The following is a 21,837-nucleotide window of genomic DNA, read 5'->3' as shown; positions in this document are numbered from 1 at the left end:
TCGGGATTGGCTGAGGGCGGACGTTCCCCGCACTTGGATTGGATGTCCGCTCAGGGCGTTATCCTCCTCACTCCCCCGTCACCGTCAGCCCCAGCATCCGCCACATCTGCATCCCGCCGCGATAGTAGAACAGTTTTTCCGCCGGGAATCCCGCTTCGATCATGCGCCGCGCCGCCGTCGGGGATTGGCCGCACCACGGGCCGTTGCAGTACAAAGCGGCCGACTTCACCCCCTCGCCGTCGCAGATCCAGCCGTCGAAATCCGGCTCGCAGCCCAACTCGCCTAGACGGTCGGCGGCCTCGGTGTAGGGGACATTGACCGCGCCGGGGATCGCTCCGGTATCGAAGTCGGGGCGCACGCGGCCGTCGATCACCACCACGTTCGGGTCTGTCAGGAAGCCGAGCATTTCCAACTCCCCGACCGGCGTCACGCCGGGCGCGGGAACCATGGGTTGAATGCAGAAATTCGGGCAGGGCCGAGCGATGCGGGCGAAATCGCCTTCGATCACCGCGTCGTTGTCCTGTTCGCGCATGATCTCGACGGGGCCGGATGCGGTATCCACCGTGACGCTCATCATGTCGGGCGTGATCCCCACCGGGTCCGCCCCCGCCGTCGATGCCGCCACCAGAAATGCCACTGTCAAAACCCGCATGATACCCTCCCGTTCCAAGACCGTTCGGCGCCACGCTAGCACGCAATATTCATGAAATGGAATATTATTCGCGTGGGTGTCCCGGCGCGTTGCGGCGGCGCGTGATTTCGGGTCTGTTCGCCCCATGTACGCGATCTCGCTGACGACCATTCCGCCGCGCTTTGCCACGCTCCTCCGCGTGCTCGCCGCGCTGGTCGGCCAGACGGCGGCACCGGCCACGGTTTTCCTGACAATCCCCCGACACTGGGCGCGGTTCGACCCTGCACCCCTGCCCGCCATCCCCTTCGGCGTCACGCTGATCGAGACCGAGACGGACATGGGCCCGATCGGCAAGCTGCTTCCCGCAGCGAAGCAGTTCGACGGGGATATCCTGATCTGCGACGACGACTGGCTTTATGCGCCCGACTGGGCCGCGACGTTCCTCGCCACCCGCGCCACCGCCCCCGGCGCTCTCGCCGCCTCGACCTGGGATGCCCGGCGCATCGGCTATCGTGGAACGGTCCTGCAAGGATTCGCGGGCGCGCTGATCCCGTCGATGCTGGCGCGCGCCATCCCGGATCCACCGCCGGACGCTTGGGTTGCGGATGATGTGTGGATATCGGCGCATCTTCCGGCCATCACAGCCGTCCCGGCCGCGCGGCGCAAGATGATGCCCCTCGCCGATCCCGGTGCGCTTCAATCCCGCCCGGACCGTGACGACGCAAACCGCGCGGCGGCGCGGCTCGCAGGGACTTGGCCCGACCTGTAATGTTGGGAAACGGCCGAAGCCCTCGGCCAGAGGCAGAGGCCCAGATGGGCCCCTGCGCTAGGTTCAGTGCACCGCCACCGGCGAGAGGTCGTTTTGCCGCGCCAGCGTGAAAGCCAGATTGCGGTCCCCCACCAAGGCAAGGCGTTCGCCCTCCGACGAGTGCACGGCGTAGAGCTTCTCGGCCCCTTCTACCTGGTCCTGAATATCGGACGGCAGGTCTGCCACCAGCACCTCCCGCACGTAGACGATGGTCTCGGGCGTCTCGCTCAGTTGCTCGAATTTCGTATCCATGACGCACTCCTTTCCTGTGGGGGCGTTTCATCCCCAACGCGTCGCGGCAGGGAAATGATCCCTCAGCCTTTCGTGATCTGGATGGTCTGCACCACCGGATCGGGCTCCGACCGCTCGAGATCGACATGCAGCAGCCCGTTCTCGGTCCGCGCACCGACCACATCCACACCATCGGCCAGCACGAAACTTTTCATGAACTGCCGCCCGGCAATGCCCCGGTGCAGGAACACACGGCTGTCGTCCGGTTTCGGCTGACGCCCCCGCACGACCAGCTTGCGGTCCTCGATGGTGATCGCCAGATCGTCCTCCGAGAACCCCGCCACGGCGAGTGTGATGCGGTAAGCGAATTCGCTCACCTGTTCGATGTTGAAAGGAGGGTAGCCTTCCGTGCCGCTCTTGGCGGCCTGTTCGATCATGCGTTCGAGCTGATCAAAGCCCAGAAAATACGGGTGGGCCCCCAGCGTCATCTTCGTCATCACACGTCCTTTGCCTTGAAAGCGATGTGCAGGTCGTGGGCCCCGAAGCGGCAACCCACGCCTTCAATATGGGTGGCGGGGCATATCGGCGCAAGACCTTGGCGCCCAAAGGCGAACCCGCGCGAAAAGCTTTGAGAAAACCCACCGAGGGGTTAAATTGGTCGCGCGATGAAGGACGACTCGAAACCCATGAGCAATTCCTACGAGATGAAGCATGAGGACGTGCTTCGTGTCGAGCTTGAGGTCATGCGCCGCGAACATCGCGATCTGGACGAGGCGATCACGGCACTGGAGGCCGAGGGACGGGCCGACGTGCTCACCATCCGGCGTCTCAAGAAGCAGAAACTGCTGCTGAAGGACAAGATCGCCCGGATTGAAGACGTCCTTCTCCCCGACATCATTGCATGAGGCCCTGAAGGGTCTATAACGGCCATTCCTGAGGGAGAGCCGTATGACCGACGTGAAAGTGGGAATCATCATGGGCAGCCAGTCGGACTGGCCCACCATGAAACTCGCCGCCGACATTCTGGACGAACTGGGCATCGCCTATGAGAAAAAGATCGTCTCGGCGCACCGCACCCCCGACCGCCTTTGGGACTATGGAAAGTCCGCCGTCGAACGGGGCCTGTCCGTCATCATCGCGGGCGCAGGCGGTGCGGCCCACCTGCCCGGCATGATGGCATCGAAGACCCGCGTTCCGGTGATCGGCGTTCCGGTCCAGACCAAGGCGTTGTCCGGTGTCGACAGCCTATATTCCATCGTGCAGATGCCCAAGGGCTTCCCGGTCGCGACCATGGCCATCGGCGCGGCGGGAGCCGCCAATGCGGGTCTGATGGCCGCCGGAATCCTCGCCACTTCCGACGCCGCGCTCGGCCAGCGCCTCGACGCATGGCGCGCGGCCCTGTCCGCTTCCATCCCCGACGAGCCGCAAGATGAGTGATCCCCTCGCCCCCGGCGCGACCATCGGTATTCTCGGTGGTGGCCAGCTTGGCCGTATGCTATCCGTCGCCGCGTCGCGCCTTGGCTTCAAGACCGTCATTTTCGAACCGGGTGGCGATTGTCCGGCCAGTCATGTGGCCAATTACCACCACAAAGCCGACTATGACGACGAAGCCGCGCTGAAAGCGTTCGCGCAAGCCGCCGACGTCATCACCTACGAGTTCGAGAACATTCCGACCTCGGCGCTCGACATCGTCGAAGCGATCACGCCGGTCCGTCCGGGGCGTACCGCGCTGCGCGTGTCGCAGGACCGTCTTACGGAAAAGGCTTTCCTTGCGGACCTCGGCCTCGCTGTCGCGCCCTATGCGGCCGTCGATGACGAGATCGACCTGACCGAAGCGGTGGCCGAGATCGGCACGCCCGCGATCCTCAAAACACGTCGCTTCGGCTATGACGGCAAGGGGCAGGCGCGGCTCAAGGGGCCGGAAGACATCGCACAGGCCTTCGCCGACATGAACGGCGCACCCGCGATCCTCGAAGGTTTCGTGAAATTCGACTACGAGGTCTCGGTGATCGGCGCGCGCGGGCTGAACGGCGATTTCGCCAGCTTCACGCCGGGTGAGAACGTGCACAAGGACGGTATCCTCGACACGACCACCGTGCCCTCGCGCCTGTCCGTGCAGGCGATGCACGAGGCACAGGGCATGGCCGCCCGCATCCTTGAAAAACTCGATTACGTGGGTGTCATGGGGGTCGAACTCTTCGTGACCAAGCAGGGCCTCGTCGTGAACGAGATCGCCCCGCGCGTCCACAACTCGGGGCACTGGACCCAGAACGGCTGCGCCATCGACCAGTTCGAGCAGCACATCCGCGCGGTGGCGGGCTGGCCGCTGGGCGATGGGACGCATCATACGAACGTTGTCATGACGAACCTGATCGGCGACGACGTGTCCAAAGTGCCGGACCTTGCCCAAGACAGCGCCAATGCGATCCACCTCTACGGCAAATCCGAGGTCAAGGCGGGCCGCAAGATGGGCCACGTGAACCGGGTCACCGGTCCCGCAGGCTGATGCCGCGCTACGCGCTCAAGATCGAATACGACGGGCGGCCCTTTTCCGGCTGGCAGCGGCAAAAGGATCAGCCGTCCGTCCAAGGCGCGGTCGAGGCCGCGCTTGGCAAGCTGGAGGCCGACGTGCCCTCCATCGCCGCCGCAGGCCGCACCGATGCCGGGGTTCATGCGCTGGGACAGGTCGCGACCTGCGACCTGCAAAAAGACTGGACACCGTTTCGCCTGACCGAGGCGCTGAATTACCACCTGAAACCCGACCGCGTCGCCATCGTCGCTTGCGCGCTCGTGGATGACGGGTTTCACGCCCGGTTTTCGGCCATCGAACGGCAGTATCTGTTCCGCCTGATTTCGCGCCGTGCACCTTTGGTTCACGACCGGGGCAACGCGTGGCGCGTCGTGCAGGCGCTTGACGCGGACGCGATGCAGGCGGGGGCCGACCGCCTGATCGGCCGCCATGATTTTACCACGTTTCGCTCGACCATGTGTCAGGCCGACAGCCCGGTGAAGACATTGGACGAATTGCGGGTCGAAACCCTGCCCTACCCGGGCGGGACCGAATACCGCTTCCACGTCCGCGCCCGCAGCTTCCTGCACAATCAGGTGCGCAGCTTCGTCGGCACGCTGGAACGGGTCGGTGCCGGATCGTGGTCGCCAGATGACGTGACCGCCGCGCTCGAGGCACGCGACCGCGCCGCCTGCGGCCCGGTCTGCCCGCCGGACGGGCTGTACCTCGCGCGGGTCGGATACCCGGTCGACCCCTTCTCAAATACCTGATTTTACAAAAAGAAAGACCGGGGTACCCCTACCCCGGTCTTTCCCCCCTTGGGCTCCCCCGGCGGACACCCCTGACCGCCAAATTGCCCAAATCACCAGACTTGTCATTCCGCACGACCTTTTCCGGTGCCGGGTCCTGACCAAAGGCCGGCTTGCGTCCTGGGGACGCTGGATCGGATCGTTTGACGCGGAAACGCCGCTGACCATGTGCACGCACCCCTGACCAGGCTGCGTTCGCTTCGGTCCGAGCCAGCCCCCAAGCCAGCCGTCGCGACACCTGTGTTGTGCCATTTTCGCCCCCCTCCGGTCAACGAAAACGCGCAAGTTTGCCCCAAATTATCCTTATTTGCATCGCCGTTATCCGCGAACCGGCGACAATCCACGCCTGCCGAAATGGAGTGTTCAGGTATGGCTAACCTTACTACGGAAAACCGGACCATCCAGCGCCCAAACCCGAATCACGCTTCCCGCTTTTTTCCGGCCCGCACCCCTGCCATAATGCCCGGCAACAAACCGACAAAAAGAGCAGCGGCACATGAGCGATCTCCTCACCAATCCGTCCGACGACTACGACGCCTCATCCATCGAGGTGCTCGAAGGGCTCGAACCCGTCCGCCAGCGCCCCGGCATGTACATCGGCGGCACGGACGAACGGGCGCTGCACCACATGGTCGCGGAAATCCTCGACAACTCGATGGACGAGGCCGTGGCGGGCCACGCCACCCGGATCGAGGTGGAGCTCCATGGGGACTATTCCGTCACCGTCACCGACAACGGGCGCGGCATCCCGATCGACCCGCACCCCAAGTTCCCCGGCAAATCGGCGCTCGAGGTGATCCTGTGCACGCTTCACGCGGGTGGCAAGTTCTCCGGCAAGGCCTATCAGACCTCCGGCGGTCTGCATGGCGTCGGCTCGTCGGTGGTGAACGCGCTGTCGGACAGCCTCGTGGTGCAGGTCGCCAAGAACAAGGAACTGTTCGAGCAACGCTTTTCGCGCGGGCTGCCCCTTGGCCCCGTGGAAAAGGTCGGCGCGGCGCCCAACCGGCGCGGCACCTCGGTCACGTTCCATGCCGACGACCAGATCTTCGGCTCGCATCGTTTCAAGCCCAAGCGGCTCTTCACCCTCGCCCGCTCCAAAGCCTATCTCTATTCCGGCGTCGAGATTCGCTGGAAATCGGCCATCGACGACGGCGAGACGCCGACCGAGGCGACGTTCCACTTCCCCGGCGGTCTCAAGGACTATCTGAAAGAGGTGTTGGGAACCGCCTCGACCTATTCCGACACCGGGTTCGCGGGCAAGGTCGAATTCCGCGAGAAGTTCGGCGAACCGGGCTATGTCGAATGGGCGATCAACTGGACGCCCGCGCGCGACGGCTTCATCCAGTCCTACTGTAACACCGTGCCGACGCCCGAGGGCGGCACCCACGTCGCGGGGTTCTGGGCCGCGATCCTCAAGGGGATCAAGGCCTACGGCGAACTGGTCGGCAACAAGAAGGCCGCCCAGATCAACCGCGACGACCTGCTCACGGGCGGCTGCGCGCTGGTTTCGACCTTCATCGCCGACCCGGCCTTCGTCGGTCAGACCAAGGACCGGCTGTCCACCGAGGCTGCCGCCAAGATGGTCGAGGGCGCGGTGCGTGACCACTTCGACAACTGGCTCGCCGCCGACACGAAATCGGCGGGCGCGATCCTCGACTTTCTCGTGCTTCGGGCCGAGGAACGCCTGCGGCGGCGGCAGGAAAAAGAGACGCAGCGCAAATCGGCCACCAAGAAACTGCGCCTGCCCGGCAAGCTGGTCGATTGTTCGGCCACCAACCGCGAAGGCACCGAGATTTTCCTTGTCGAGGGCGACAGCGCGGGCGGCTCGGCCAAGATGGGCCGGGACCGCAAGACACAGGCGCTCTTGCCGCTTCGGGGCAAAATCCTGAACGTGCTCGGCGCGGCGTCGAGCAAGCTGGGCCAGAACCAGGAGATCAACGACCTGTGTCAGGCGCTCGGCGTCGGGATGGGCATCAAATTCCGCGTCGACGACCTGCGCTATGACAAGGTCATCATCATGACCGACGCCGACGTAGACGGCGCGCATATCGCGGCGCTTTTGATGACGTTTTTCTTCAGCCAGATGCGCCCGCTGATCGACCACGGCCACCTGTATCTCGCCTGCCCGCCGCTTTACCGGCTCACGCAGGGCGCCAAGCGGCTTTACGTGGCCGACGACGCCGAGAAGGATGCGTGGATGGCCAAGGGTCTGGGCGGCAAGGGCAAGATCGACGTCCAGCGGTTCAAGGGTCTGGGCGAGATGGACGCGAAGGATCTGAAAGAGACGACGATGGACCCGAACACCCGGAAACTCATCCGCGTGACCATCGACGAGGACGAACCCGGCGAGACCGGCGACCTGGTAGAACGCCTGATGGGCAAGAAGCCGGAGCTACGGTTCCAGTATATTCAGGAGAACGCTCGGTTTGTTGAGGAGTTGGATGTTTGAGAGAGGAAATGGCATGAGGATGATCGTTGCGGTTGTCGCTTTGGTGTCGATGGTATGCAGTTCTGCATCGGCTCAAGAGGAGTGCGTAGTCATAAGTGATAGCGATGCAAGGCTACAGTGCTTCGACAAAGCCTTCGGAGTAAACGCAAACGAAACCGGACCTCTCGAAGGCCATGGAAAATGGAACTTGCGCACCGACCAATCGCCGTTAACGGACGAAAAATCAGTCTTTTTGCGCATAGAAAGTGATGACAATGTACAAGGGCGTTTTGGGGCACCCGGTCCAGCAACGTTGCTAGTGCGATGCCAAGAGAACACCACCTCCGCTTATTTCATTCTCAATGACCTACACCTGGCAGATATTCAGACATACGGAAAAATTGAATATAGAGTCGATGAAAAGCCAATGCAGTCGAGATCATTTGTCGCAAGCACGGACAATAAAGCGTTGGGCCTTTGGAATGGTGGTAGGTCTATACCGTTTTTAAAGGAACTCTTGGGCAGTCAACGACTAATCATCAGGGCGACACCATATAACGAATCACCTGTTACAGCCAAGTTTGACACTCGAGGCTTTGACACAGCTGTCGTAGAATTACGCGAGACATGTAGCTGGTAGACAGAAACGAGTGTTGAACAGGTAGTTTGAGCGAGAAATGCATTCAGCATTGAGTTCCCAGAAATAAGGCATTCGTGTTGATTCATTAGTTTTCGTATGAATTCAGAATGCTTCAGCCAGAACAAACCGCCGTGAAAATGCCTGCCTAAGCATTCTCCAAATAGACGAAGATCGATCAACGCCGAAAACTTAAATGTAATTGCCCTCGTTATGGGTCGTGGTCCAAGGCCAACCGGTGCCTCGCACGCCCACTCTTTTCCCTCGGCATGGAACCGCTCACCGTCCCCGGAACGTTAGCACTCAAACGCTGCCAACAGGACAAGAGCCATGACCAATACCATCGCCGTCTCCGCCATTGCCCTCAGCCTCGGCCTTTCGGGCCTCGGGCTTCTCGTGGGCATCCCCGCCACCGCGCAGGACACGACCGACCGGCCCACTGAGCCGACCGAGGTGGCGCTGGGTGTCGCGCAGCAGGATTACCGCATCATCGCGAACCCCGCCGCGCATGGTCTGCCGCCGCTTTCGGCGCATGAGATGTATGTGCAGTTCGACGATCACATCTACCGCATGGCGCGGGCCAATGCCTCGGTCCTGACGCCCAAGGGGGCCATCGTCACCCAGTGACGAGACAGCGACAATTCAGACCGCAGAGCGCGCGCCGGAGATCGGCTCAGTCTTGCAGACCTTCGACGTATTCCGCCAGTCGGATAAGCGCCTGCGGCGTGGGTGTCGGCGTACCCTCTTCATCGACCCAGTTGACCACCGGGCTGTCGATCAGGTCACCGAAGCGCGGCATCGGCCCGTGCGTGTCGTCGCGGGCATAGCCGTCGATGGTCGACATCACGTAGGTCATCGGGAAGGTGCCGCCGTTGTTCTTGGCGAGCATGGTCAGGTCGGGCGTCGTCTTGCCGCCCACGTCCAACCCCCCGGTGCCCGACGGGCCGTGACAGGCCGCGCAGTATTCGCCGTAAAGCTGGGCGCCGGATTTCGCTCCATCCGCCGTCCCATCCATCTCGCACCCCGCGACGAACATCGCCACGGGGACCAGCCAAAGCATTGGTTTCATGTCGCTTCTCCCGTCCGTCCCGGTTCATCGGCGGTCCCTCGCCATACGCGGACACCCGCTGAACCCTTCGGCCCCACCTTGCGTTAAACAGACGAAAAGGAAAAGGAGGACAGCATGTCCACACTCACCAAATCCGCTCTCGCCGCCGTCTGCGCCGTCGCGATGGCCGCACCGCTCGCGGCGAAACCGAACAACCACAACAATGGCACCGGCTGGGGCGTCGGGAAGATCCCGCCGGGTCACTGCAAGAAGATCGAAAGCTGCCGCAACGGCGGCGATGTCGTCTATGAGCGCGAGCGCCATGACGACGATGACGTCACGATCATCCGCGAGGAAAACGTGACGGTGATCCGCAACTATACGATCATCGAACAGCCCACCACCTACGGCCTGCCCGCGCTTCCCTCGAACCAGATCTACGTTCGTCAGGGCGACCAGATCTACAGCATCATCCGCGACACGCAGACGGTGGTCGAGGCGATCGGCATCGTGTCGAACCTGCTCAACTGACGCACCAGTCAGACCCGCGTTCAGCGGGTTTGGCGATTCGGCGAACTCTTGCTAACCTGATGGAAACGCTTGTCCATCGGGAGCTACAGATGCGCGCCATTGCCCTCGCCTTTGCCGTCGTCGCCACGCCGGCCGCCGCCCAAGACGTCATCACGTGGAAAACGATCGGCTGGTGGGACGTCAACTTCTACGAGGCTTACGGCGCCTGCGCGGCCATCGCGGAATACGACAACGACAGTTTCGTTTTCTTCGGTCTGGACACATCGACCAGCGACCTTGGCCTGCGCGTCGCGATCCTGAACCATCACTGGGATTCCATCGCGGTGGACGAGGCCTATCAGCTCGTCGTCCGCTTCGACCGCCGCCCGCCCTGGGACATCACCATGTATGGCACCGATGTCGACGGGCGACGTGGGCTTTACAACCTGTTCCCCGCCACCTCGGACAGCGCCGGGAATTTCGTGCGGGAGTTCCAGCGGTCGAACCACATGGTCTGGACCTATCGCGGCACCGAGCTGGGCGACTTTTCCCTGCGCGGCACGAACATGGCGATGAACGAGGTCATGTCCTGCACCGAAAGCTACCTCGACGCGGTCGGATCGCGGTCCGACCCTTTCGAGGGCGGCGGAAACTCGAAAAAAGCCGACCCGTTTCAGTAACGGATCGGCCCTGCGCGCGCGGGCGCGTCTTCAGAAGTTGATGACGGTATGCGTGCCCACGTCCGGGTCTTCGTCCTTGGCGTGCGCCTTGGCGATTTCCCAAGCGAAGACGAAGCTGGAATCGGTCGAAGCCCAGATCGCGGCCTCTTCCAGTTCCAGCCGATAGACGGCGAGCTTCGGATCTTCGGGCCCGTCGAACCATGCGCCCGCGACCGGGTTCCACAGTTCCTTGTGCTTCTCCATCTCGTCGGAATAGTGCAGCCGCCCCTTGCAGCAGATCTGCACGTCCTGCCCCTTGGACACGAGGATGAACCACGCTTCGGTGCCGTCACCGCTCATCTTGGTCTGCCAGCCTTCGCCCGCGGCCTTTGCGAGGTCGGTGTCGCGGCTGGTCATGAACCACAGCGAATTGGTGTCGCGATCCACGAAATGCGTCATGGGCTGAAGGTGCTGATCCTTGCCCTTGAGACCCAGCATTCCAAAGCGCGTGTCCTCGGCGGTGCCCCAGAAAACGTCGGTCGGATCGGTCTTGGCTTTCTTGAGTTCTGACATCGAATGTCTCCTTTCGATGTCCCAACGCCGCGCCGTCGTGCGGGTTCCGCAAGGGGGAACCGTTCCGGGCGGGCGGCGTTAACTCCCCGGACAAGGCAGGCATCTATGACGACCGCAGACACGAACATGACCCCCACCACCCGGCCCGAAAGCGTCGCCGGAATCCTCAACCGGGCGCGCTTTTCGCTGGACGGGGACGAGGTGTCGGTGCGCGATGTGGTCGAGGCGATGGGGCGCGCGTCCTTCGCACCGCTTCTGATGCTGCCCGCCATGATCGTGGCGAGTCCGGCGAGCGGTATCCCCGGCCTGTCCTCGATCTGCGGCATTTCGATCGCGCTGATCGCGTTCCAGATGATCGCCCGGCGCGATCACGTCTGGCTGCCCGACTGGATCATGCGGCGTCACGCGCCACGGGATCGCATCCGCAAGGCGCTCGACTGGCTGTGCCCGCCCGCGCTGTTTCTCGACCGGGTGACCCGGCAGAGGGTCTGCATGTTGGTCGAGCCACCCCTGCTGATCGTGCCGCAGATCATCTGCCTGCTGGCCGGGGCGATGATGCCGATGCTGGAGCTTGTGCCCTTCACATCGTCCCTTCTCGGCTTCGCGGTGGCCGTCATGGCGGTCGCGATGGTGACGCGGGACGGGCTTTTGGTGTTGCTCGGACTGTCGACGATCGTGGGCGCTTTCGCACTCGGCCAATACCTGCTCGCTTAATTTTTGATTTTGGGATGGAACAATAACATTTCTTGCGGCTTGGTCTTGGGGAAGTCGTGGATTTGGGATACATCTACCCGATATGAACAGTCTTACTAAGGTAGCGGCCGAGGCACCGTCCCGTCGCTCGTTCCGGGTGACCCTGCGCGAGATGACGCGCGAGGACCATGACGCTTCCGAGCGGTTCTTCGCCCCGTTCATGGACGCTCCACAGGCCTACATGGCGCCGTTCCTTGCGGCCCAGCATGCCGCCCTGTCGGCCATCCGCGACGCCACCGCGGGGTCCGGCGCGCCCGAGATCGCCGTGATCCTGCCCGACCTGATCGACCGCCTCGCCAAAGACTGTGCGGATCTGAGCCAGCGCGCCCCCGTGGTGCAGGCAACGCGCCCGCTGTCGGGTCTGGCTGGTGCCTATCTCGTGCTCGGCTCGCAGATGGGCGTGGATGCGATGCGTGTGCGCGCGACGCGGGCCGGCATCGCCCCCCTCCCCCGGTTCTTTCAGCCGACCGACCGGCGGAGCCAATGGGCGGCGGTCTGCGCCAAGCTGGGCGATATGGACCCCGACAGCGACGCCGCAAGGCGCTTGATCGACGACACCCGGGCAGGCTATGCGCTTTATGCGCAAGCGGGCAGGCTTACCTTTGCAAAGGCGGCAACGTGAACGAACCCACCATCCGCCACATCGATCCCGGCACGCCCGTCGACCTGACCAACTGCGACCGTGAGCCGATCCACCTGCTCGGTCGCGTCCAGTCCTACGGCGCGCTCGTGGCACTGTCGCCCGACTGGGTCATCCAGCACGCCTCGGAAAACCTTGGGACGATCCTCGACCACCACGACGGCGAGGTGATCGGCCAGAACATCGACGAGATCGTCGACGCCAGCGCCATCGCCCGCCTCCGCACCGCCATGACGCGGGGCGACATCACCCAGACCGCGGTCCGCCTTTTCGGCGTCGAACTCAAGAACAACGGACGACTGTTCGACCTGTCTCTGCACCAGAGCGACCAATACCTGATCCTCGAATTCGAACCCAAGGCCGCCGAACGCGGCAGCGACGTGATGAGCGAGGTCTATCCCCTCATTCAGAACATCGACACGACCAAGGATCTCGCGCAACTGGCCGGCGACGCCGCCCGTGGCCTTGCCGAGATCGCCGGGTTCGACAGCGTCATGGTCTACGAATTCCAGCCGGACCATTCGGGCCGCGTGATCGGCGAGTGCCGGTCCGATGGCGAAACACGCTATCTGGGTCTAAATTTCCCGGCCTCGGATATCCCCGTGCAGGCCCGTGCGCTATACAAACGCGCGCTCCTGCGCCTGATCGCGGATGTCGAAGACCCCGGATCGGTCATCCGTCCCGGTGTGGATGCCGAAGGCAAGCCGATCGACCTGTCCCTCGCCGTGACCCGTGCGGTATCGCCCATCCATATCGAATACCTGCACAACATGGGCATCGAAGCCTCGATGTCGGTGTCGATCATGAAGGACGGCGAGCTTTGGGGGCTGTTCGCCTGCCACCACAATTCGCCGCGTTACATCGACTATGAACGGCGCACGGCGGTCGAACTGTTCGCGCACCTCTTTTCGTTCGAACTGGGTCAATATCAGGCCCGCATCCGGTCGCGCGCGCAGGACGATACCGCGCGGCTTCAGACCCGGATCATGGCGCATATGGCCGATGGTCTGGCGCTTGACGAAAGCCTGTTCTCGCTCTCTCCCGACATCCAGCGCGTGATCCCGCACGACGGCATGGTGCTCTATCACGACGGCGAATTCAGTGCGACGGGGACGACCCCCACCGCCGAGGAATTCGAGCATATCGCCAAGTTGCTGGACGATGCGCCGACCCCCGGCATCTTCTCCACCGAAGACCTGTCGCGTATCCTGCCCGTTGCCGCCTCCTTCGTCGACCGGGCCGCGGGCATCCTTGCCATTCCCGTGTCGCGCTTTCCGCGCGACTACCTTGTCCTGTGCCGCCGACCGGTGACGGAAAAGGTGAACTGGGCCGGAGACCCGACCAAGGCGGTCGAGGTCGGCCCCAACGGCACCCGCCTGACCCCGCGCAAGAGCTTCGAGACGTGGCAACAGGATGTCGAGGGCAAGTCCGAAGCCTGGACCGATCACGCCGAACATGCCGCCGACCAGCTTCGCGTCGTGCTGCTCGAGATTTTCCTCAAGGTGACGGACGCCACCGCCGAGGAACGCAAGCGCGCTCAGGAGCAGCAGCAACTTCTGATTTCCGAACTCAATCACCGCGTGCGCAACATCCTCAACCTGATGCAGGGGCTGGTGTCTCAGACCAAGTCCGACACCGGCAGCGTCGCGGATTTCACCAGCCGCCTCGACGGCCGCATCCAATCCCTCGCCCGCGCCCACGACCAGCTCACCCGCGACCGGTGGGAGCCGGCGCCGCTCAAGGAACTGATCCGCTGCGAATTCGAGGCCTATGCCGAGGCCAAGTCGCAACGCGTGATCGTGAACGGCCCCGATGCGCTGTTGTCGCCCACCGCCTTCACGAACGTCGCGCTGGTGGTTCACGAGATGGCGACGAATTCGATGAAATACGGCGCGCTCTGCGATCAGTCCGGCACGGTCACGATCCAGATCACCGAGGATGCCAAGGGCGGAATCTCGATCGACTGGCGCGAGGCGGGCGGCCCCCCGGTCAAGGCGCCGAGCCGCCGGGGCTTCGGCTCCACCATCATCGAGCTGTCCATTCCGCACGAGCTTAAGGGCGAAGCGCGGATCGACTACAAGATTTCCGGCGTCGAAGCGCATTTCCACATTCCCAAGGGCCACATCGCCGGGGTGCAGGAAGAAGACCACGCGCCCGCCGCGCCGCCGCCCTCGTCGAAGGCCGCGCAGAAACTCACGCTTCAGGGGGTCGGGCTCATCGTCGAAGACACGCTCATCATCGCGATGGACGCGCAGGGCATCCTCGAAGAATTCGGGGCGAAGACCGTCAAGATCGCCGCCTCGGTGAAAGAGGCGCTCGATATCGTCGAAAGTCACAAGCTCGACTTCGCGCTGCTCGACGTGAACCTCGGTGACGAGCAATCCGTGCCCGTGGCCAAACGGCTGGCGGAACTCGGCGTGCCCTTCGTGCTGTCCACGGGCTATGGCGAGACCCCGGAACTGATCGAAAGCTATCCACCCTGCCCCGTCGTTCAGAAACCCTTCTCGAACGAAAGCCTGCGCAGTGCTTTTGCCAAGGCGATGTCGCGCTGATATCTTCGCGTCAAGCTTGTCATTAGTCACCTCAAACGATACTGAGGCTCCGACTTATTGCCCAAGGAGGACAAGTTGGATCTCGTCTTCAAATCCAATGCGATCGACGCATCGGTGCTTCACGCGCTGATTGACCTTCTTGCAGACGCGGCCGGCATCTGCGCCAAACTCGTCGACGAGGCGGGCGAAGTGGTCGCCGTGAACCGCCGGGGCGCCGCCCTGATCGGAAAGCAGGCCGAAGACATCTGCGGCGCATCCTGGTCGGCCCTGTGGGCGCAGAACACGGCGCCCGAGGCGCGCGCCGCGCTGGAACAGGCGCTCGACGGGGCCGTCGCGACCTTCACCGGGCAGTTGGCCGGAGAGGACGAACCGCGCGCCGTGCGCACCCTGCCCCTGATGGCCGAGGGCAGCGGCGTCAAGACCGTTCTCGCCCTCACCTTTGACGCGGGCGCACGCGACCGTGACATCGTGATGGCCCTGCCCAGCGCGCTACACGCCTTCGCCAATCTCGCCAACGTCTCGGCCTCCTCCGCCCGGCTCATGAAACGCGGGCTGGATCAGGACATGACCGCCCAGATCGCCGAAGACCTCGGGGGCGCTGCGGACCGGGCGAGCGCGGCGATCGACGATCTGCGCGGCCTCATGGACCGCGACAGCGAAACCCCCGCAGGTTGAGGCTTGATCGACGCGGGCGTTGCGGACATTGTGGCCGCCATGACGCCTGAAACCGCCGAAAAAATCCTCGCAGACATGTTCGCCCCCTGGGTCCGTGCGCTCGACATGCGCATCGACGCGATCGGGCCGGAAGGCGCGACCCTGTCCATCCCCGTAACGGACGAAATCGCCCGCGTCGGCGGGATCGTTTCAGGTCAGGCACTTGCGACGCTGGCCGACACAGCGATGGTCTTCGCCGCCATCGGCCACTACGGCGAATTCAAACCTGTGGCGACCACCAACCTCGACACCGTGTTCCTCCGGCCCGGCGCGGGCGAGCGGATCGCCTGCCACGCCCGCGTGGTGCGGGCCGGAAAGGCCGTGCTTTTCGCCGATGCGACGATGATCGCGGAACCCTCCGACAAACCCGTGGCCACGGCCACCGCAACCTACATGGTCCCATGAACGGCACGACCGGCTACGCCCTGACCATGCTGATCGCCGGGATCGGCATCCCCGTCTTCGCCGCGATCAATTCGCAGCTGGGTCAGAAGATCGGCAATCCCTTCGCAACTGGCATCGTGACCTTCGGCCTCGCCTTCACCATCGGCCTGATCGCCGCGCTCCTCACCGGCCCCTCGGCCATCGCGCGGCTCGGGGATGCGCCGAAAGTGCTGCTCACCGGCGGGTTCTTCGTGGCCTTCTACGTGCTCTCGATCACCTTCGTCGCGCCCCGCTTCGGCGTCGGCAACGCGGTGTTCTTCGTTCTGCTGGGGCAACTCGTCTCGGCGGCCCTGATCGACCAGTTCGGCCTCTTTGGCGCGCGCATTTCGCCGATTAGCCTGACCCGTGCCGCAGGCATCGCCCTCATGGCGGTCGGAGTCTGGCTCACCCAGAAAGCCTGATCCGGCTTCTTCGGTCTTCAAATACCTCGGAGGGGGAGTCTCGCCCCGAGGGGCGAGACGGGGGAGGCTGGCCTCCCCCCATCGCGACGACCCGCCGAAGGCGGGGCGGCGCAAGACCTGCGCGGGCGCAAGCCCGCACAGTTTTCGAACCGGACCTAGTCCTGAACGACGATGAAGGTCTCTGCCTTCCCGGCCTCGAAGATCATCGCGTAGAGGAGCTTGGCATTGTCCGGGTGCAGTCGCACGCACCCGGCCGAGGCCGGTGCGCCGAGCCGGCTGATCGCATCGGTGCCGTGGATCGCATAGTCGCCGTCGTAGAACACCGACCACGGCATCGGCGCGCCGCCGTATTTCGACGAGCGGTGATTGGGCGAGAAGAACTGCGGCTGGAACGTGCCGCGCGGTGTGTATTTCCCCACACGCGCCGTCGACACATCCCAGTCGTAAAGCCTTTGACCGCCCTGGATCACGGTCATCCGCTGCTCCGAGACGTCGACGCGCACCACGATCCGCTGTTTCGCTCGGTTGGATGATGAAAAGACCTCTTCCGCGCTGGCAGGCGCCGTGGTCGTGGAAAATATCGTCGCGGCCAGGATCGGCGCGAGCATGGAAAGTCGTTTACGCAACATATGGTGTATCCCCCTAAATACGACTCAATGATTGGGGGGTCACCTCGATTCGGCAAGAGGTATGTGTCGTATCACGTCTTGAGTGTGACCATCCCACCATCAAGGTGCACGTTCCGGTCCATCCGCGCGGCGAGGTCGTGATTGTGCGTCGCGATCAGGGCCGACAGCCCGGTTTCACGTACGAGATCCATGAGCGCCCCGAACACCCGGTCCGAGGTTTCGGGGTCGAGGTTCCCGGTCGGCTCGTCGGCCAGCAGAAGCTCCGGCGCATTCGCCAGCGCCCGGCAGAACGCCACGCGCTGTTGCTCGCCGCCCGACAGTTCGGCGGGGCGATGGCTTGCACGGTGCGCGACGCCCACACGGTCGAGCAGCATCGCCGCCCGCGCCTTTGCGGTGCCCTGCGCGGCCCCGTTCGCAAGCTGCGGCAGGATGATGTTCTCGGCCGCCGTGAATTCCGGCAGCAGGTGATGGAACTGGTAGATGAACCCGATCTTCGAGCGGCGCAGCGCGGTGCGGCGGCGGTCGCCCAGATCGGTCACGTCCTCGCCCCCGATGGCGACGCGCCCCGCCGATGGCGTGTCGAGCAGACCGGCGATGTGCAGGAGCGTGGATTTCCCGGCGCCCGAGGGCGCGACGAGGGCCACGACCTCACCGGGTGCAATTGCGATATCCGCACCTTTCAGCACCGAGACCTCGCCCGGTTCGCCCGCGTTGTAGACCTTTTCGATCCTTTCCAGCGTCAGCACATCACTCATAGCGCAGCGCCTCCACCGGGTTCATCCGGGCGGCACGGCGGGCCGGAAAGATCGTGACGATGAAGCTCAGGCCCAGCGACATGCCCACGGCCGACAGCACGTCGCCCAGTTGCAGCTTGGCGGGCAGCGCATAGATGCCCCGGATTGACGGGTCCCAGACCCCGCCGCCGGACAGGTAGTTCACGAAGGCGAAGATCGGGTCGATATAGATCGCGAACAGGCAGCCGAGGATGACACCGAACACGGTTCCCGCTATGCCCGTGACCGACCCGCACAGGAAAAAGACGCGCAGCACCGACCCTTCGGTCAGCCCGATGGTGCGCAGGATGCCGATGTCGCGCCCCTTGTTCTTGACCAGCATGATGAGGCCCGAGACGATGTTCATCGACGCGATCAGCACGAGCACGGACAGGATGATGAACATCACGTTGTCCTCGATCTCAAGCGCGCGCAGGAAAGATCCCGCACTGTCCTCCCACGTCCAGACGAGCGAACCGTCGCCAGCCGCCGCCAGCACCGCACCGACATAGCGGTTGATCTCTTCCGGGTCCTCGACCATGACCTCGATCTCGTCCGCCGATCCTTCCTTGTTGAAATAGGACTGCGCCTCTTCGAAGGGCAGGTAGACGCGGGTGGCGTCGATGTCGTAGCGGCCGGCGGAAAAGATATACTTCACGTCGTAGACATTGACGCGCGGGCTGGTGCCGAACGCCGTCTTGACCCCGTTGGGGGAAATGAGCCGGATCTTGTCGCCCAGCCCCAGACCCAGTTCCCGCGCGACGCCAAGTCCGATGGCGACCCCGTCCTGAAAATCGTCGATATTCCCGGTCGAGGTCTCGTTGTTCACGATCCCGGGGATGGTCTTCAGGTCATCGGCGCGGATGCCGAAGATCTGGACCCCGATGTTGCGGTCCTGGTTGTTGGCCATGACCTGACCCTTGACCAAAGGCGCGGCCCGGGTGACGCCTTCGACCCCGGCAATCCGGTCGGCCCATGCGTCATAATCCTTGAGCGTCCGGTCGAGGTTGCCCTGCGCCGTGACCTCGCCCGCCGTATAGACGGTGACATGGGCGTTCGCGCCGAGGATCGTGTCGACGAATTCGGCCCGGAACCCGGTGCGCACGGCCAGGGTGATGATAAGCGCGGCCACGGCGAGCGTGATGCCGATCAGCGATATCCACGTCATCGTGGACACGCCCCCTTCGGCCCGGCGCGCACGCAGGTAGCGCCAGGCGATCATCCATTCGAAACGGGAAAACGGGGCTGTGCGGTTGGCCACGGTCGGGCTTTCTGATCTGAAACCGGCGCGCCCTCAGGCGTCGCTGGTGTCCGTTTCGGCGGGCGTCGCGGGCTTTTTCGACGCGATCAGGCCGGCCCCGATGGCCGCCAGCGCGATCACGGCGAAGATCCCGTAATGCAGCGGCGTCAGGTCCACCCGGTCGCCCGACATGGCGATCAGGTTGATGAAGCGGCCAATGAGATAGAAGATCAGGATCATCACGCCCTGCGTGATGAGAATCGTCTGCATCGATTTCAGCCCGCCTTCGCGCCCTACCCGCTTGGCCCCGATGGCCGCATTCAGGATGAAGACCGCGTAGATCGCGAGGCACCAGAACACGCTGGCTTTCAGGATGCCCGCGAGCAGCGGCATGACGAACAAAAGTCCCGCGGAAATCAGCGCGAAGCGCATCTGCATGGGCATGGCAATTCCTTTCAGGCGTAGCGGCGGCGGCGGAAGGGTCTGAGCAGAAGCGCGATCAGACCGCCGACAACCGCCCATCCGGCGACGAACCCGATCCCCGCCGTGATGGCGCCATCCACGGTGACCGGCACGGCGGGTTGATAATGCTCCCACGTCCGCTCCACAAGTTCCTCATCACGGAAACGCCAGACGTTCGCCAGCCGCGCGACCGGCGTGGCGGGTGCCAGCGCCTCGTAATCGGCGTTGAGCCGCTCATACCGCGCGATCCGCTCGCCGATCCCCGACCCCACGCTGGCGACGAGGCCGGAATTGCCCGATTGCATTTCGCGCAACGCCTCTTCACGTGTCAGGCCGGCCGCACTGGCCGCCCCGTCGAACACGACGGTCACCGCGCGCAACTCATCCACGGCGCCCGACAGGCGCTGGACATACTGCTGCGAGAACTCGGGAAACTGCGACAGGCCAAGCGCACCGACGATGCCGCCTGCAAGGGCCAGAATACGCATCTGCTCCACTCCTTTTTTGGGCGCGAGTCTGGGCGTTGGCGCGGCGTCGGTCAAGTCACGCGGCAAGCGCCAGCGCGACCCACGTGACCGGCGCCATGGCAAGCACCCCGATGCCCGCAGCCACCAGCCGCGCCGGGTCAGCCAGGGCCATGTGCCGGTAAAGCCAAAGACAGGCGGGCAGAACCAACGCCAGCGCGGTGCCCGTTCCCGGCATATAGGTCCAGGTCGCGAGGCTGAGGCCCACGTGGCTGACCACATTCGCCAGAAGCGCGCCGACGACGCCCGCGACGATGATCTGCACCGGGCGGTTCGTCACCGTCCGCCCGACGATCAGGATACCCAGAACCGCGATGGCGAGCCACGTGATCGCCTGCGACAGCTGCGGTGCGGTGATGACCACCGGCAGGTTCCGCGCCGCCACCCACGCCGCCAGCCCTTCCAACTCTTCGATCGAATGGAGCATGAACGCGATGGCCGCGTAGCTGTAGGCCCGGCAGGGATGAAACAGCCCTTGCGGCTCGGTGACCTCGCGCCGCGAAATCACACCCCGTAGATCTCGCGCACCTTGGCGACGGCGGCCTCGGGTGCCAGTTCCTCGCTCTCGCCCGTGCGGCGCGAGGTCAGCTCGACCACACCGTTCTTGAGCCCGCGCGGGCCGACGGTGATGCGCCACGGCAGACCGATCAGGTCCATCGTCGCGAACTTGCCGCCCGCGCGTTCGTTGCGGTCGTCGTAAAGCGGCTCCAGCCCGGCAGCGGTCAGCGCCTTGTAAAGCGTCTCACAGGCCGCGTCGGCCTCGTCATCGCCCTGCTTGAGGTTGACGATCCCGCAGTGGAACGGCGTCACGCCCTCGGGCCAGATGATGCCCTTGTCGTCGTGGTTCGCTTCGATCAGCGCACCGACAAGGCGGCTGACGCCGATCCCGTGCGACCCCATCTCGACCGGAACCTTGTTGCCGTCGCTGTCCTGCACCGTGGCACCCATCGCCTCGGAATACTTGGTGCCGAAGTAGAAGATCTGGCCGACCTCGATGCCCCGTGCCACGCGGCGGCGCTCTTCGGGGATTTCGTTGAACAGCGCCTCGTCATGGGTTTCGTCCGTGCGGGCGTAGCGCGAGGTGAACTCTTCAAGCACCGCCTGACAGGCCTCGACGCTGTCATAGTCGATTTCGCGGTCACCGAATTTCAGATCGGTGATCTCGCTGTCATAGAACACCTCGGATTCGCCGGTTTCGGCCAGCACGAGGAATTCGTGGGTGTAGTCGCCGCCGATCGGCCCGCCATCGGCCCGCATCGGGATCGCCTGAAGCCCCATGCGCTCATAGGTGCGCAGGTAGCTGACGAGGTGGCGGTTATAGGCATGCAGCGCATCTTCGCGGGTCAGGTCGAAGTTGTAGCCGTCCTTCATGAAGAACTCGCGGCCCCGCATCACGCCGAACCGCGGGCGGATCTCGTCCCGGAACTTCCACTGGATGTGGTAAAGCGTGAGCGGCAGATCCTTGTAGCTGCCGACATGGGCGCGGAAGATATCCGTCACCATTTCCTCATTCGTCGGACCATAGAGCATATCGCGCCCGTGGCGGTCGGTGATGCGCAGCATCTCCTGCCCGTAATCGTCGTAGCGCCCGGATTCGCGCCACAGATCGGCCGATTGCAGCGTCGGCATCAGGATCGGGATGTGACCCGCGCGCTGCTGCTCTTCATGCACGATCCGCTCGATGTTCTTGAGCACCTTGTAGCCCAGCGGAAGCCACGAATAGATCCCCGCCGCCTGCTGTTTTATCATTCCGGCCCGCAACATCAGGCGGTGACTAGCGATCTGCGCCTCGGACGGCGTCTCCTTGAGAACGGGCAGGAAGTAGCGGGACAGGCGCATGGAAACCTCACGTGATATCGTGG

The 21,837-nt window shown here is 63.9% G+C and carries 27 protein-coding genes and 1 pseudogene; 16 read left to right on the top strand and 12 right to left on the bottom strand.

The features are described from left to right. Nucleotides 1–67 precede the first annotated feature (67 nt). Nucleotides 68–652 (bottom strand): rhodanese-like domain-containing protein, encoded by a 585-nt coding sequence (locus RB2654_RS18240; protein WP_040885240.1) that lies wholly within the window; start codon nt 650–652, stop codon nt 68–70. A gap of 124 nt (nt 653–776) precedes the next feature. Here RB2654_RS18240 and RB2654_RS22590 point away from each other — a divergent pair, with 124 nt between their 5' ends. Beyond that, nucleotides 777–1,400 carry a hypothetical protein gene (locus tag RB2654_RS22590; protein ID WP_008334574.1) on the top strand — a complete coding sequence of 208 codons (624 nt, stop codon included), beginning with the start codon at nt 777–779 and terminating at the stop codon, nt 1,398–1,400. Between the two features lie 63 nt (nt 1,401–1,463). Here RB2654_RS22590 and RB2654_RS18230 read toward each other — a convergent pair whose 3' ends face one another. Both RB2654_RS18230 and RB2654_RS18225 read right to left on the bottom strand, forming a co-directional pair. After that, nucleotides 1,464–1,691 (bottom strand): DUF1150 family protein, encoded by a 228-nt coding sequence (locus RB2654_RS18230; protein WP_008334566.1) that lies wholly within the window; start codon nt 1,689–1,691, stop codon nt 1,464–1,466. A 62-nt stretch (nt 1,692–1,753) separates the two neighbouring features. Beyond that, nucleotides 1,754–2,167 (bottom strand): Hsp20 family protein, encoded by a 414-nt coding sequence (locus RB2654_RS18225; protein WP_008334565.1) that lies wholly within the window; start codon nt 2,165–2,167, stop codon nt 1,754–1,756. 189 nt (nt 2,168–2,356) lie between these two features. Here RB2654_RS18225 and RB2654_RS18220 point away from each other — a divergent pair, with 189 nt between their 5' ends. From RB2654_RS18220 to RB2654_RS18195, 7 genes are all read left to right on the top strand, one after another. Further along, nucleotides 2,357–2,575: a YdcH family protein gene (locus RB2654_RS18220; protein ID WP_040885238.1), complete on the top strand. Its 219-nt coding sequence runs from the start codon at nt 2,357–2,359 to the stop codon at nt 2,573–2,575. A gap of 43 nt (nt 2,576–2,618) precedes the next feature. Next, nucleotides 2,619–3,107 carry a 5-(carboxyamino)imidazole ribonucleotide mutase gene (gene purE, locus RB2654_RS18215; RefSeq protein ID WP_008334563.1) on the top strand — a complete coding sequence of 163 codons (489 nt, stop codon included), beginning with the start codon at nt 2,619–2,621 and terminating at the stop codon, nt 3,105–3,107. Further along, on the top strand, nt 3,100–4,176 hold the full coding sequence (locus tag RB2654_RS18210) for a 5-(carboxyamino)imidazole ribonucleotide synthase (protein ID WP_040885236.1): 1,077 nt from the start codon (nt 3,100–3,102) through the stop codon (nt 4,174–4,176). The genes purE and RB2654_RS18210 overlap by 8 nt, the downstream gene beginning before the upstream one ends. Further along, the gene (truA, locus tag RB2654_RS18205) at nt 4,176–4,949 is read left to right on the top strand and encodes a tRNA pseudouridine(38-40) synthase TruA (RefSeq protein ID WP_008334561.1); all 774 of its coding nucleotides are present in this window, start codon (nt 4,176–4,178) and stop codon (nt 4,947–4,949) included. The genes RB2654_RS18210 and truA overlap by 1 nt, the downstream gene beginning before the upstream one ends. A 535-nt stretch (nt 4,950–5,484) precedes the next feature. Further along, complete coding sequence (gene parE / locus RB2654_RS18200) at nt 5,485–7,437, top strand: DNA topoisomerase IV subunit B (protein ID WP_008334560.1); 1,953 nt, start codon at nt 5,485–5,487, stop codon at nt 7,435–7,437. A 13-nt stretch (nt 7,438–7,450) separates the two neighbouring features. Further along, a complete protein-coding gene (locus RB2654_RS22985; RefSeq protein WP_161600706.1) occupies nt 7,451–8,056 on the top strand; it encodes a type VI secretion system-associated protein TagO in 606 nt (201 codons plus the stop codon). Between the two features lie 327 nt (nt 8,057–8,383). Continuing rightward, nucleotides 8,384–8,680, top strand: a complete 297-nt coding sequence (locus RB2654_RS18195; RefSeq protein WP_008334559.1) for a hypothetical protein — start codon at nt 8,384–8,386, stop codon at nt 8,678–8,680. A gap of 46 nt (nt 8,681–8,726) precedes the next feature. Here the strand turns inward: RB2654_RS18195 and RB2654_RS18190 are convergent, their stop codons facing one another. Continuing rightward, the gene (locus RB2654_RS18190) at nt 8,727–9,122 is read right to left on the bottom strand and encodes a c-type cytochrome (protein WP_008334557.1); all 396 of its coding nucleotides are present in this window, start codon (nt 9,120–9,122) and stop codon (nt 8,727–8,729) included. A 114-nt stretch (nt 9,123–9,236) separates the two neighbouring features. Between RB2654_RS18190 and RB2654_RS18185 the strand changes: the two genes are divergently transcribed. Further along, nucleotides 9,237–9,632 carry a hypothetical protein gene (locus RB2654_RS18185; RefSeq protein ID WP_008334556.1) on the top strand — a complete coding sequence of 132 codons (396 nt, stop codon included), beginning with the start codon at nt 9,237–9,239 and terminating at the stop codon, nt 9,630–9,632. A gap of 59 nt (nt 9,633–9,691) precedes the next feature. After that, nucleotides 9,692–10,291, top strand: a complete 600-nt coding sequence (locus RB2654_RS18180) for a hypothetical protein (RefSeq protein ID WP_008334555.1) — start codon at nt 9,692–9,694, stop codon at nt 10,289–10,291. Nucleotides 10,292–10,321: 30 nt separating this feature from the next. Here the strand turns inward: RB2654_RS18180 and RB2654_RS18175 are convergent, their stop codons facing one another. Continuing rightward, entirely contained in the window at nt 10,322–10,843 is a 522-nt protein-coding gene (locus RB2654_RS18175; RefSeq protein WP_008334554.1) for a pyridoxamine 5'-phosphate oxidase family protein, read from the bottom strand. A 126-nt stretch (nt 10,844–10,969) separates the two neighbouring features. Here RB2654_RS18175 and RB2654_RS18170 point away from each other — a divergent pair, with 126 nt between their 5' ends. The 6 genes from RB2654_RS18170 (at nt 10,970) to RB2654_RS18145 (ending at nt 16,347) form a co-directional block, all read left to right on the top strand. Further along, nucleotides 10,970–11,557, top strand: coding sequence for an exopolysaccharide biosynthesis protein (locus RB2654_RS18170; RefSeq protein ID WP_040885832.1), 588 nt, complete (start codon nt 10,970–10,972; stop codon nt 11,555–11,557). An 82-nt stretch (nt 11,558–11,639) separates the two neighbouring features. Beyond that, nucleotides 11,640–12,218, top strand: a complete 579-nt coding sequence (locus RB2654_RS23940; RefSeq protein WP_246146611.1) for a heme oxygenase-like domain-containing protein — start codon at nt 11,640–11,642, stop codon at nt 12,216–12,218. Next, complete coding sequence (locus RB2654_RS18160; protein ID WP_008334547.1) at nt 12,215–14,788, top strand: HWE histidine kinase domain-containing protein; 2,574 nt, start codon at nt 12,215–12,217, stop codon at nt 14,786–14,788. The genes RB2654_RS23940 and RB2654_RS18160 overlap by 4 nt, the downstream gene beginning before the upstream one ends. A gap of 75 nt (nt 14,789–14,863) precedes the next feature. Next, nucleotides 14,864–15,463 (top strand): PAS domain-containing protein, encoded by a 600-nt coding sequence (locus RB2654_RS18155; protein WP_161600705.1) that lies wholly within the window; start codon nt 14,864–14,866, stop codon nt 15,461–15,463. Between the two features lie 39 nt (nt 15,464–15,502). After that, nucleotides 15,503–15,907, top strand: coding sequence for a PaaI family thioesterase (locus RB2654_RS18150; protein ID WP_040885829.1), 405 nt, complete (start codon nt 15,503–15,505; stop codon nt 15,905–15,907). Further along, nucleotides 15,904–16,347 carry a DMT family transporter gene (locus RB2654_RS18145; RefSeq protein WP_008334539.1) on the top strand — a complete coding sequence of 148 codons (444 nt, stop codon included), beginning with the start codon at nt 15,904–15,906 and terminating at the stop codon, nt 16,345–16,347. The genes RB2654_RS18150 and RB2654_RS18145 overlap by 4 nt, the downstream gene beginning before the upstream one ends. Nucleotides 16,348–16,502: 155 nt before the next feature. On the opposite strand, the gene RB2654_RS18140 is transcribed toward RB2654_RS18145, so the two are convergent. From RB2654_RS18140 to proS, 7 genes and pseudogenes are all read right to left on the bottom strand, one after another. Beyond that, the gene (locus tag RB2654_RS18140; protein WP_008334538.1) at nt 16,503–16,955 is read right to left on the bottom strand and encodes a L,D-transpeptidase; all 453 of its coding nucleotides are present in this window, start codon (nt 16,953–16,955) and stop codon (nt 16,503–16,505) included. Nucleotides 16,956–17,200: 245 nt separating this feature from the next. Beyond that, nucleotides 17,201–17,731, bottom strand: a pseudogene (locus RB2654_RS18135) (ABC transporter ATP-binding protein); the annotation flags it as partial. Next, nucleotides 17,724–18,971 (bottom strand): lipoprotein-releasing ABC transporter permease subunit, encoded by a 1,248-nt coding sequence (locus RB2654_RS18130; protein ID WP_008334536.1) that lies wholly within the window; start codon nt 18,969–18,971, stop codon nt 17,724–17,726. The pseudogene RB2654_RS18135 and the gene RB2654_RS18130, both read right to left, overlap by 8 nt. Before the next feature lie 72 nt (nt 18,972–19,043). Further along, complete coding sequence (locus RB2654_RS18125) at nt 19,044–19,427, bottom strand: hypothetical protein (protein ID WP_148912632.1); 384 nt, start codon at nt 19,425–19,427, stop codon at nt 19,044–19,046. 17 nt (nt 19,428–19,444) lie between these two features. After that, nucleotides 19,445–19,939: a DUF2937 family protein gene (locus tag RB2654_RS18120; RefSeq protein ID WP_040885229.1), complete on the bottom strand. Its 495-nt coding sequence runs from the start codon at nt 19,937–19,939 to the stop codon at nt 19,445–19,447. Nucleotides 19,940–19,994: 55 nt separating this feature from the next. Then, nucleotides 19,995–20,483: an HXXEE domain-containing protein gene (locus tag RB2654_RS18115; protein WP_008334532.1), complete on the bottom strand. Its 489-nt coding sequence runs from the start codon at nt 20,481–20,483 to the stop codon at nt 19,995–19,997. Further along, nucleotides 20,480–21,814 (bottom strand): proline--tRNA ligase, encoded by a 1,335-nt coding sequence (gene proS, locus RB2654_RS18110; protein ID WP_008334528.1) that lies wholly within the window; start codon nt 21,812–21,814, stop codon nt 20,480–20,482. Before proS ends, RB2654_RS18115 begins: the two co-directional genes overlap by 4 nt. Nucleotides 21,815–21,837 lie beyond the last annotated feature (23 nt).

The organism is Maritimibacter alkaliphilus HTCC2654 (assembly GCF_000152805.1).
Taxonomy (GTDB): Bacteria; Pseudomonadota; Alphaproteobacteria; order Rhodobacterales; family Rhodobacteraceae; genus Maritimibacter; species Maritimibacter alkaliphilus.
This window is presented reverse-complemented; position numbering and strand designations above follow the sequence as displayed.

Coding starts and splice junctions, on each gene's coding strand:
- RB2654_RS18175 (WP_008334554.1), bottom strand. CDS start 10,843: ATGTCAGAACTCAAGAAAGCCAAGACCGATCCGACCGACGTTTTCTGG.
- RB2654_RS18180 (WP_008334555.1), top strand. CDS start 9,692: ATGGAAACGCTTGTCCATCGGGAGCTACAGATGCGCGCCATTGCCCTC.
- RB2654_RS22590 (WP_008334574.1), top strand. CDS start 777: ATGTACGCGATCTCGCTGACGACCATTCCGCCGCGCTTTGCCACGCTC.
- RB2654_RS18230 (WP_008334566.1), bottom strand. CDS start 1,691: ATGGATACGAAATTCGAGCAACTGAGCGAGACGCCCGAGACCATCGTC.
- RB2654_RS18220 (WP_040885238.1), top strand. CDS start 2,357: ATGAGCAATTCCTACGAGATGAAGCATGAGGACGTGCTTCGTGTCGAG.
- RB2654_RS18145 (WP_008334539.1), top strand. CDS start 15,904: ATGAACGGCACGACCGGCTACGCCCTGACCATGCTGATCGCCGGGATC.
- RB2654_RS18185 (WP_008334556.1), top strand. CDS start 9,237: ATGTCCACACTCACCAAATCCGCTCTCGCCGCCGTCTGCGCCGTCGCG.
- parE (WP_008334560.1), top strand. CDS start 5,485: ATGAGCGATCTCCTCACCAATCCGTCCGACGACTACGACGCCTCATCC.
- RB2654_RS18195 (WP_008334559.1), top strand. CDS start 8,384: ATGACCAATACCATCGCCGTCTCCGCCATTGCCCTCAGCCTCGGCCTT.
- RB2654_RS18210 (WP_040885236.1), top strand. CDS start 3,100: ATGAGTGATCCCCTCGCCCCCGGCGCGACCATCGGTATTCTCGGTGGT.
- RB2654_RS18190 (WP_008334557.1), bottom strand. CDS start 9,122: ATGAAACCAATGCTTTGGCTGGTCCCCGTGGCGATGTTCGTCGCGGGG.
- RB2654_RS23940 (WP_246146611.1), top strand. CDS start 11,640: ATGAACAGTCTTACTAAGGTAGCGGCCGAGGCACCGTCCCGTCGCTCG.
- proS (WP_008334528.1), bottom strand. CDS start 21,814: ATGCGCCTGTCCCGCTACTTCCTGCCCGTTCTCAAGGAGACGCCGTCC.
- RB2654_RS18120 (WP_040885229.1), bottom strand. CDS start 19,939: ATGCGTATTCTGGCCCTTGCAGGCGGCATCGTCGGTGCGCTTGGCCTG.
- RB2654_RS18140 (WP_008334538.1), bottom strand. CDS start 16,955: ATGCTCGCGCCGATCCTGGCCGCGACGATATTTTCCACGACCACGGCG.
- RB2654_RS18170 (WP_040885832.1), top strand. CDS start 10,970: ATGACCCCCACCACCCGGCCCGAAAGCGTCGCCGGAATCCTCAACCGG.
- purE (WP_008334563.1), top strand. CDS start 2,619: ATGACCGACGTGAAAGTGGGAATCATCATGGGCAGCCAGTCGGACTGG.
- RB2654_RS18125 (WP_148912632.1), bottom strand. CDS start 19,427: ATGCAGATGCGCTTCGCGCTGATTTCCGCGGGACTTTTGTTCGTCATG.
- RB2654_RS18150 (WP_040885829.1), top strand. CDS start 15,503: ATGACGCCTGAAACCGCCGAAAAAATCCTCGCAGACATGTTCGCCCCC.
- RB2654_RS22985 (WP_161600706.1), top strand. CDS start 7,451: ATGAGGATGATCGTTGCGGTTGTCGCTTTGGTGTCGATGGTATGCAGT.
- RB2654_RS18130 (WP_008334536.1), bottom strand. CDS start 18,971: ATGATCGCCTGGCGCTACCTGCGTGCGCGCCGGGCCGAAGGGGGCGTG.
- truA (WP_008334561.1), top strand. CDS start 4,176: ATGCCGCGCTACGCGCTCAAGATCGAATACGACGGGCGGCCCTTTTCC.
- RB2654_RS18240 (WP_040885240.1), bottom strand. CDS start 652: ATGCGGGTTTTGACAGTGGCATTTCTGGTGGCGGCATCGACGGCGGGG.
- RB2654_RS18225 (WP_008334565.1), bottom strand. CDS start 2,167: ATGACGAAGATGACGCTGGGGGCCCACCCGTATTTTCTGGGCTTTGAT.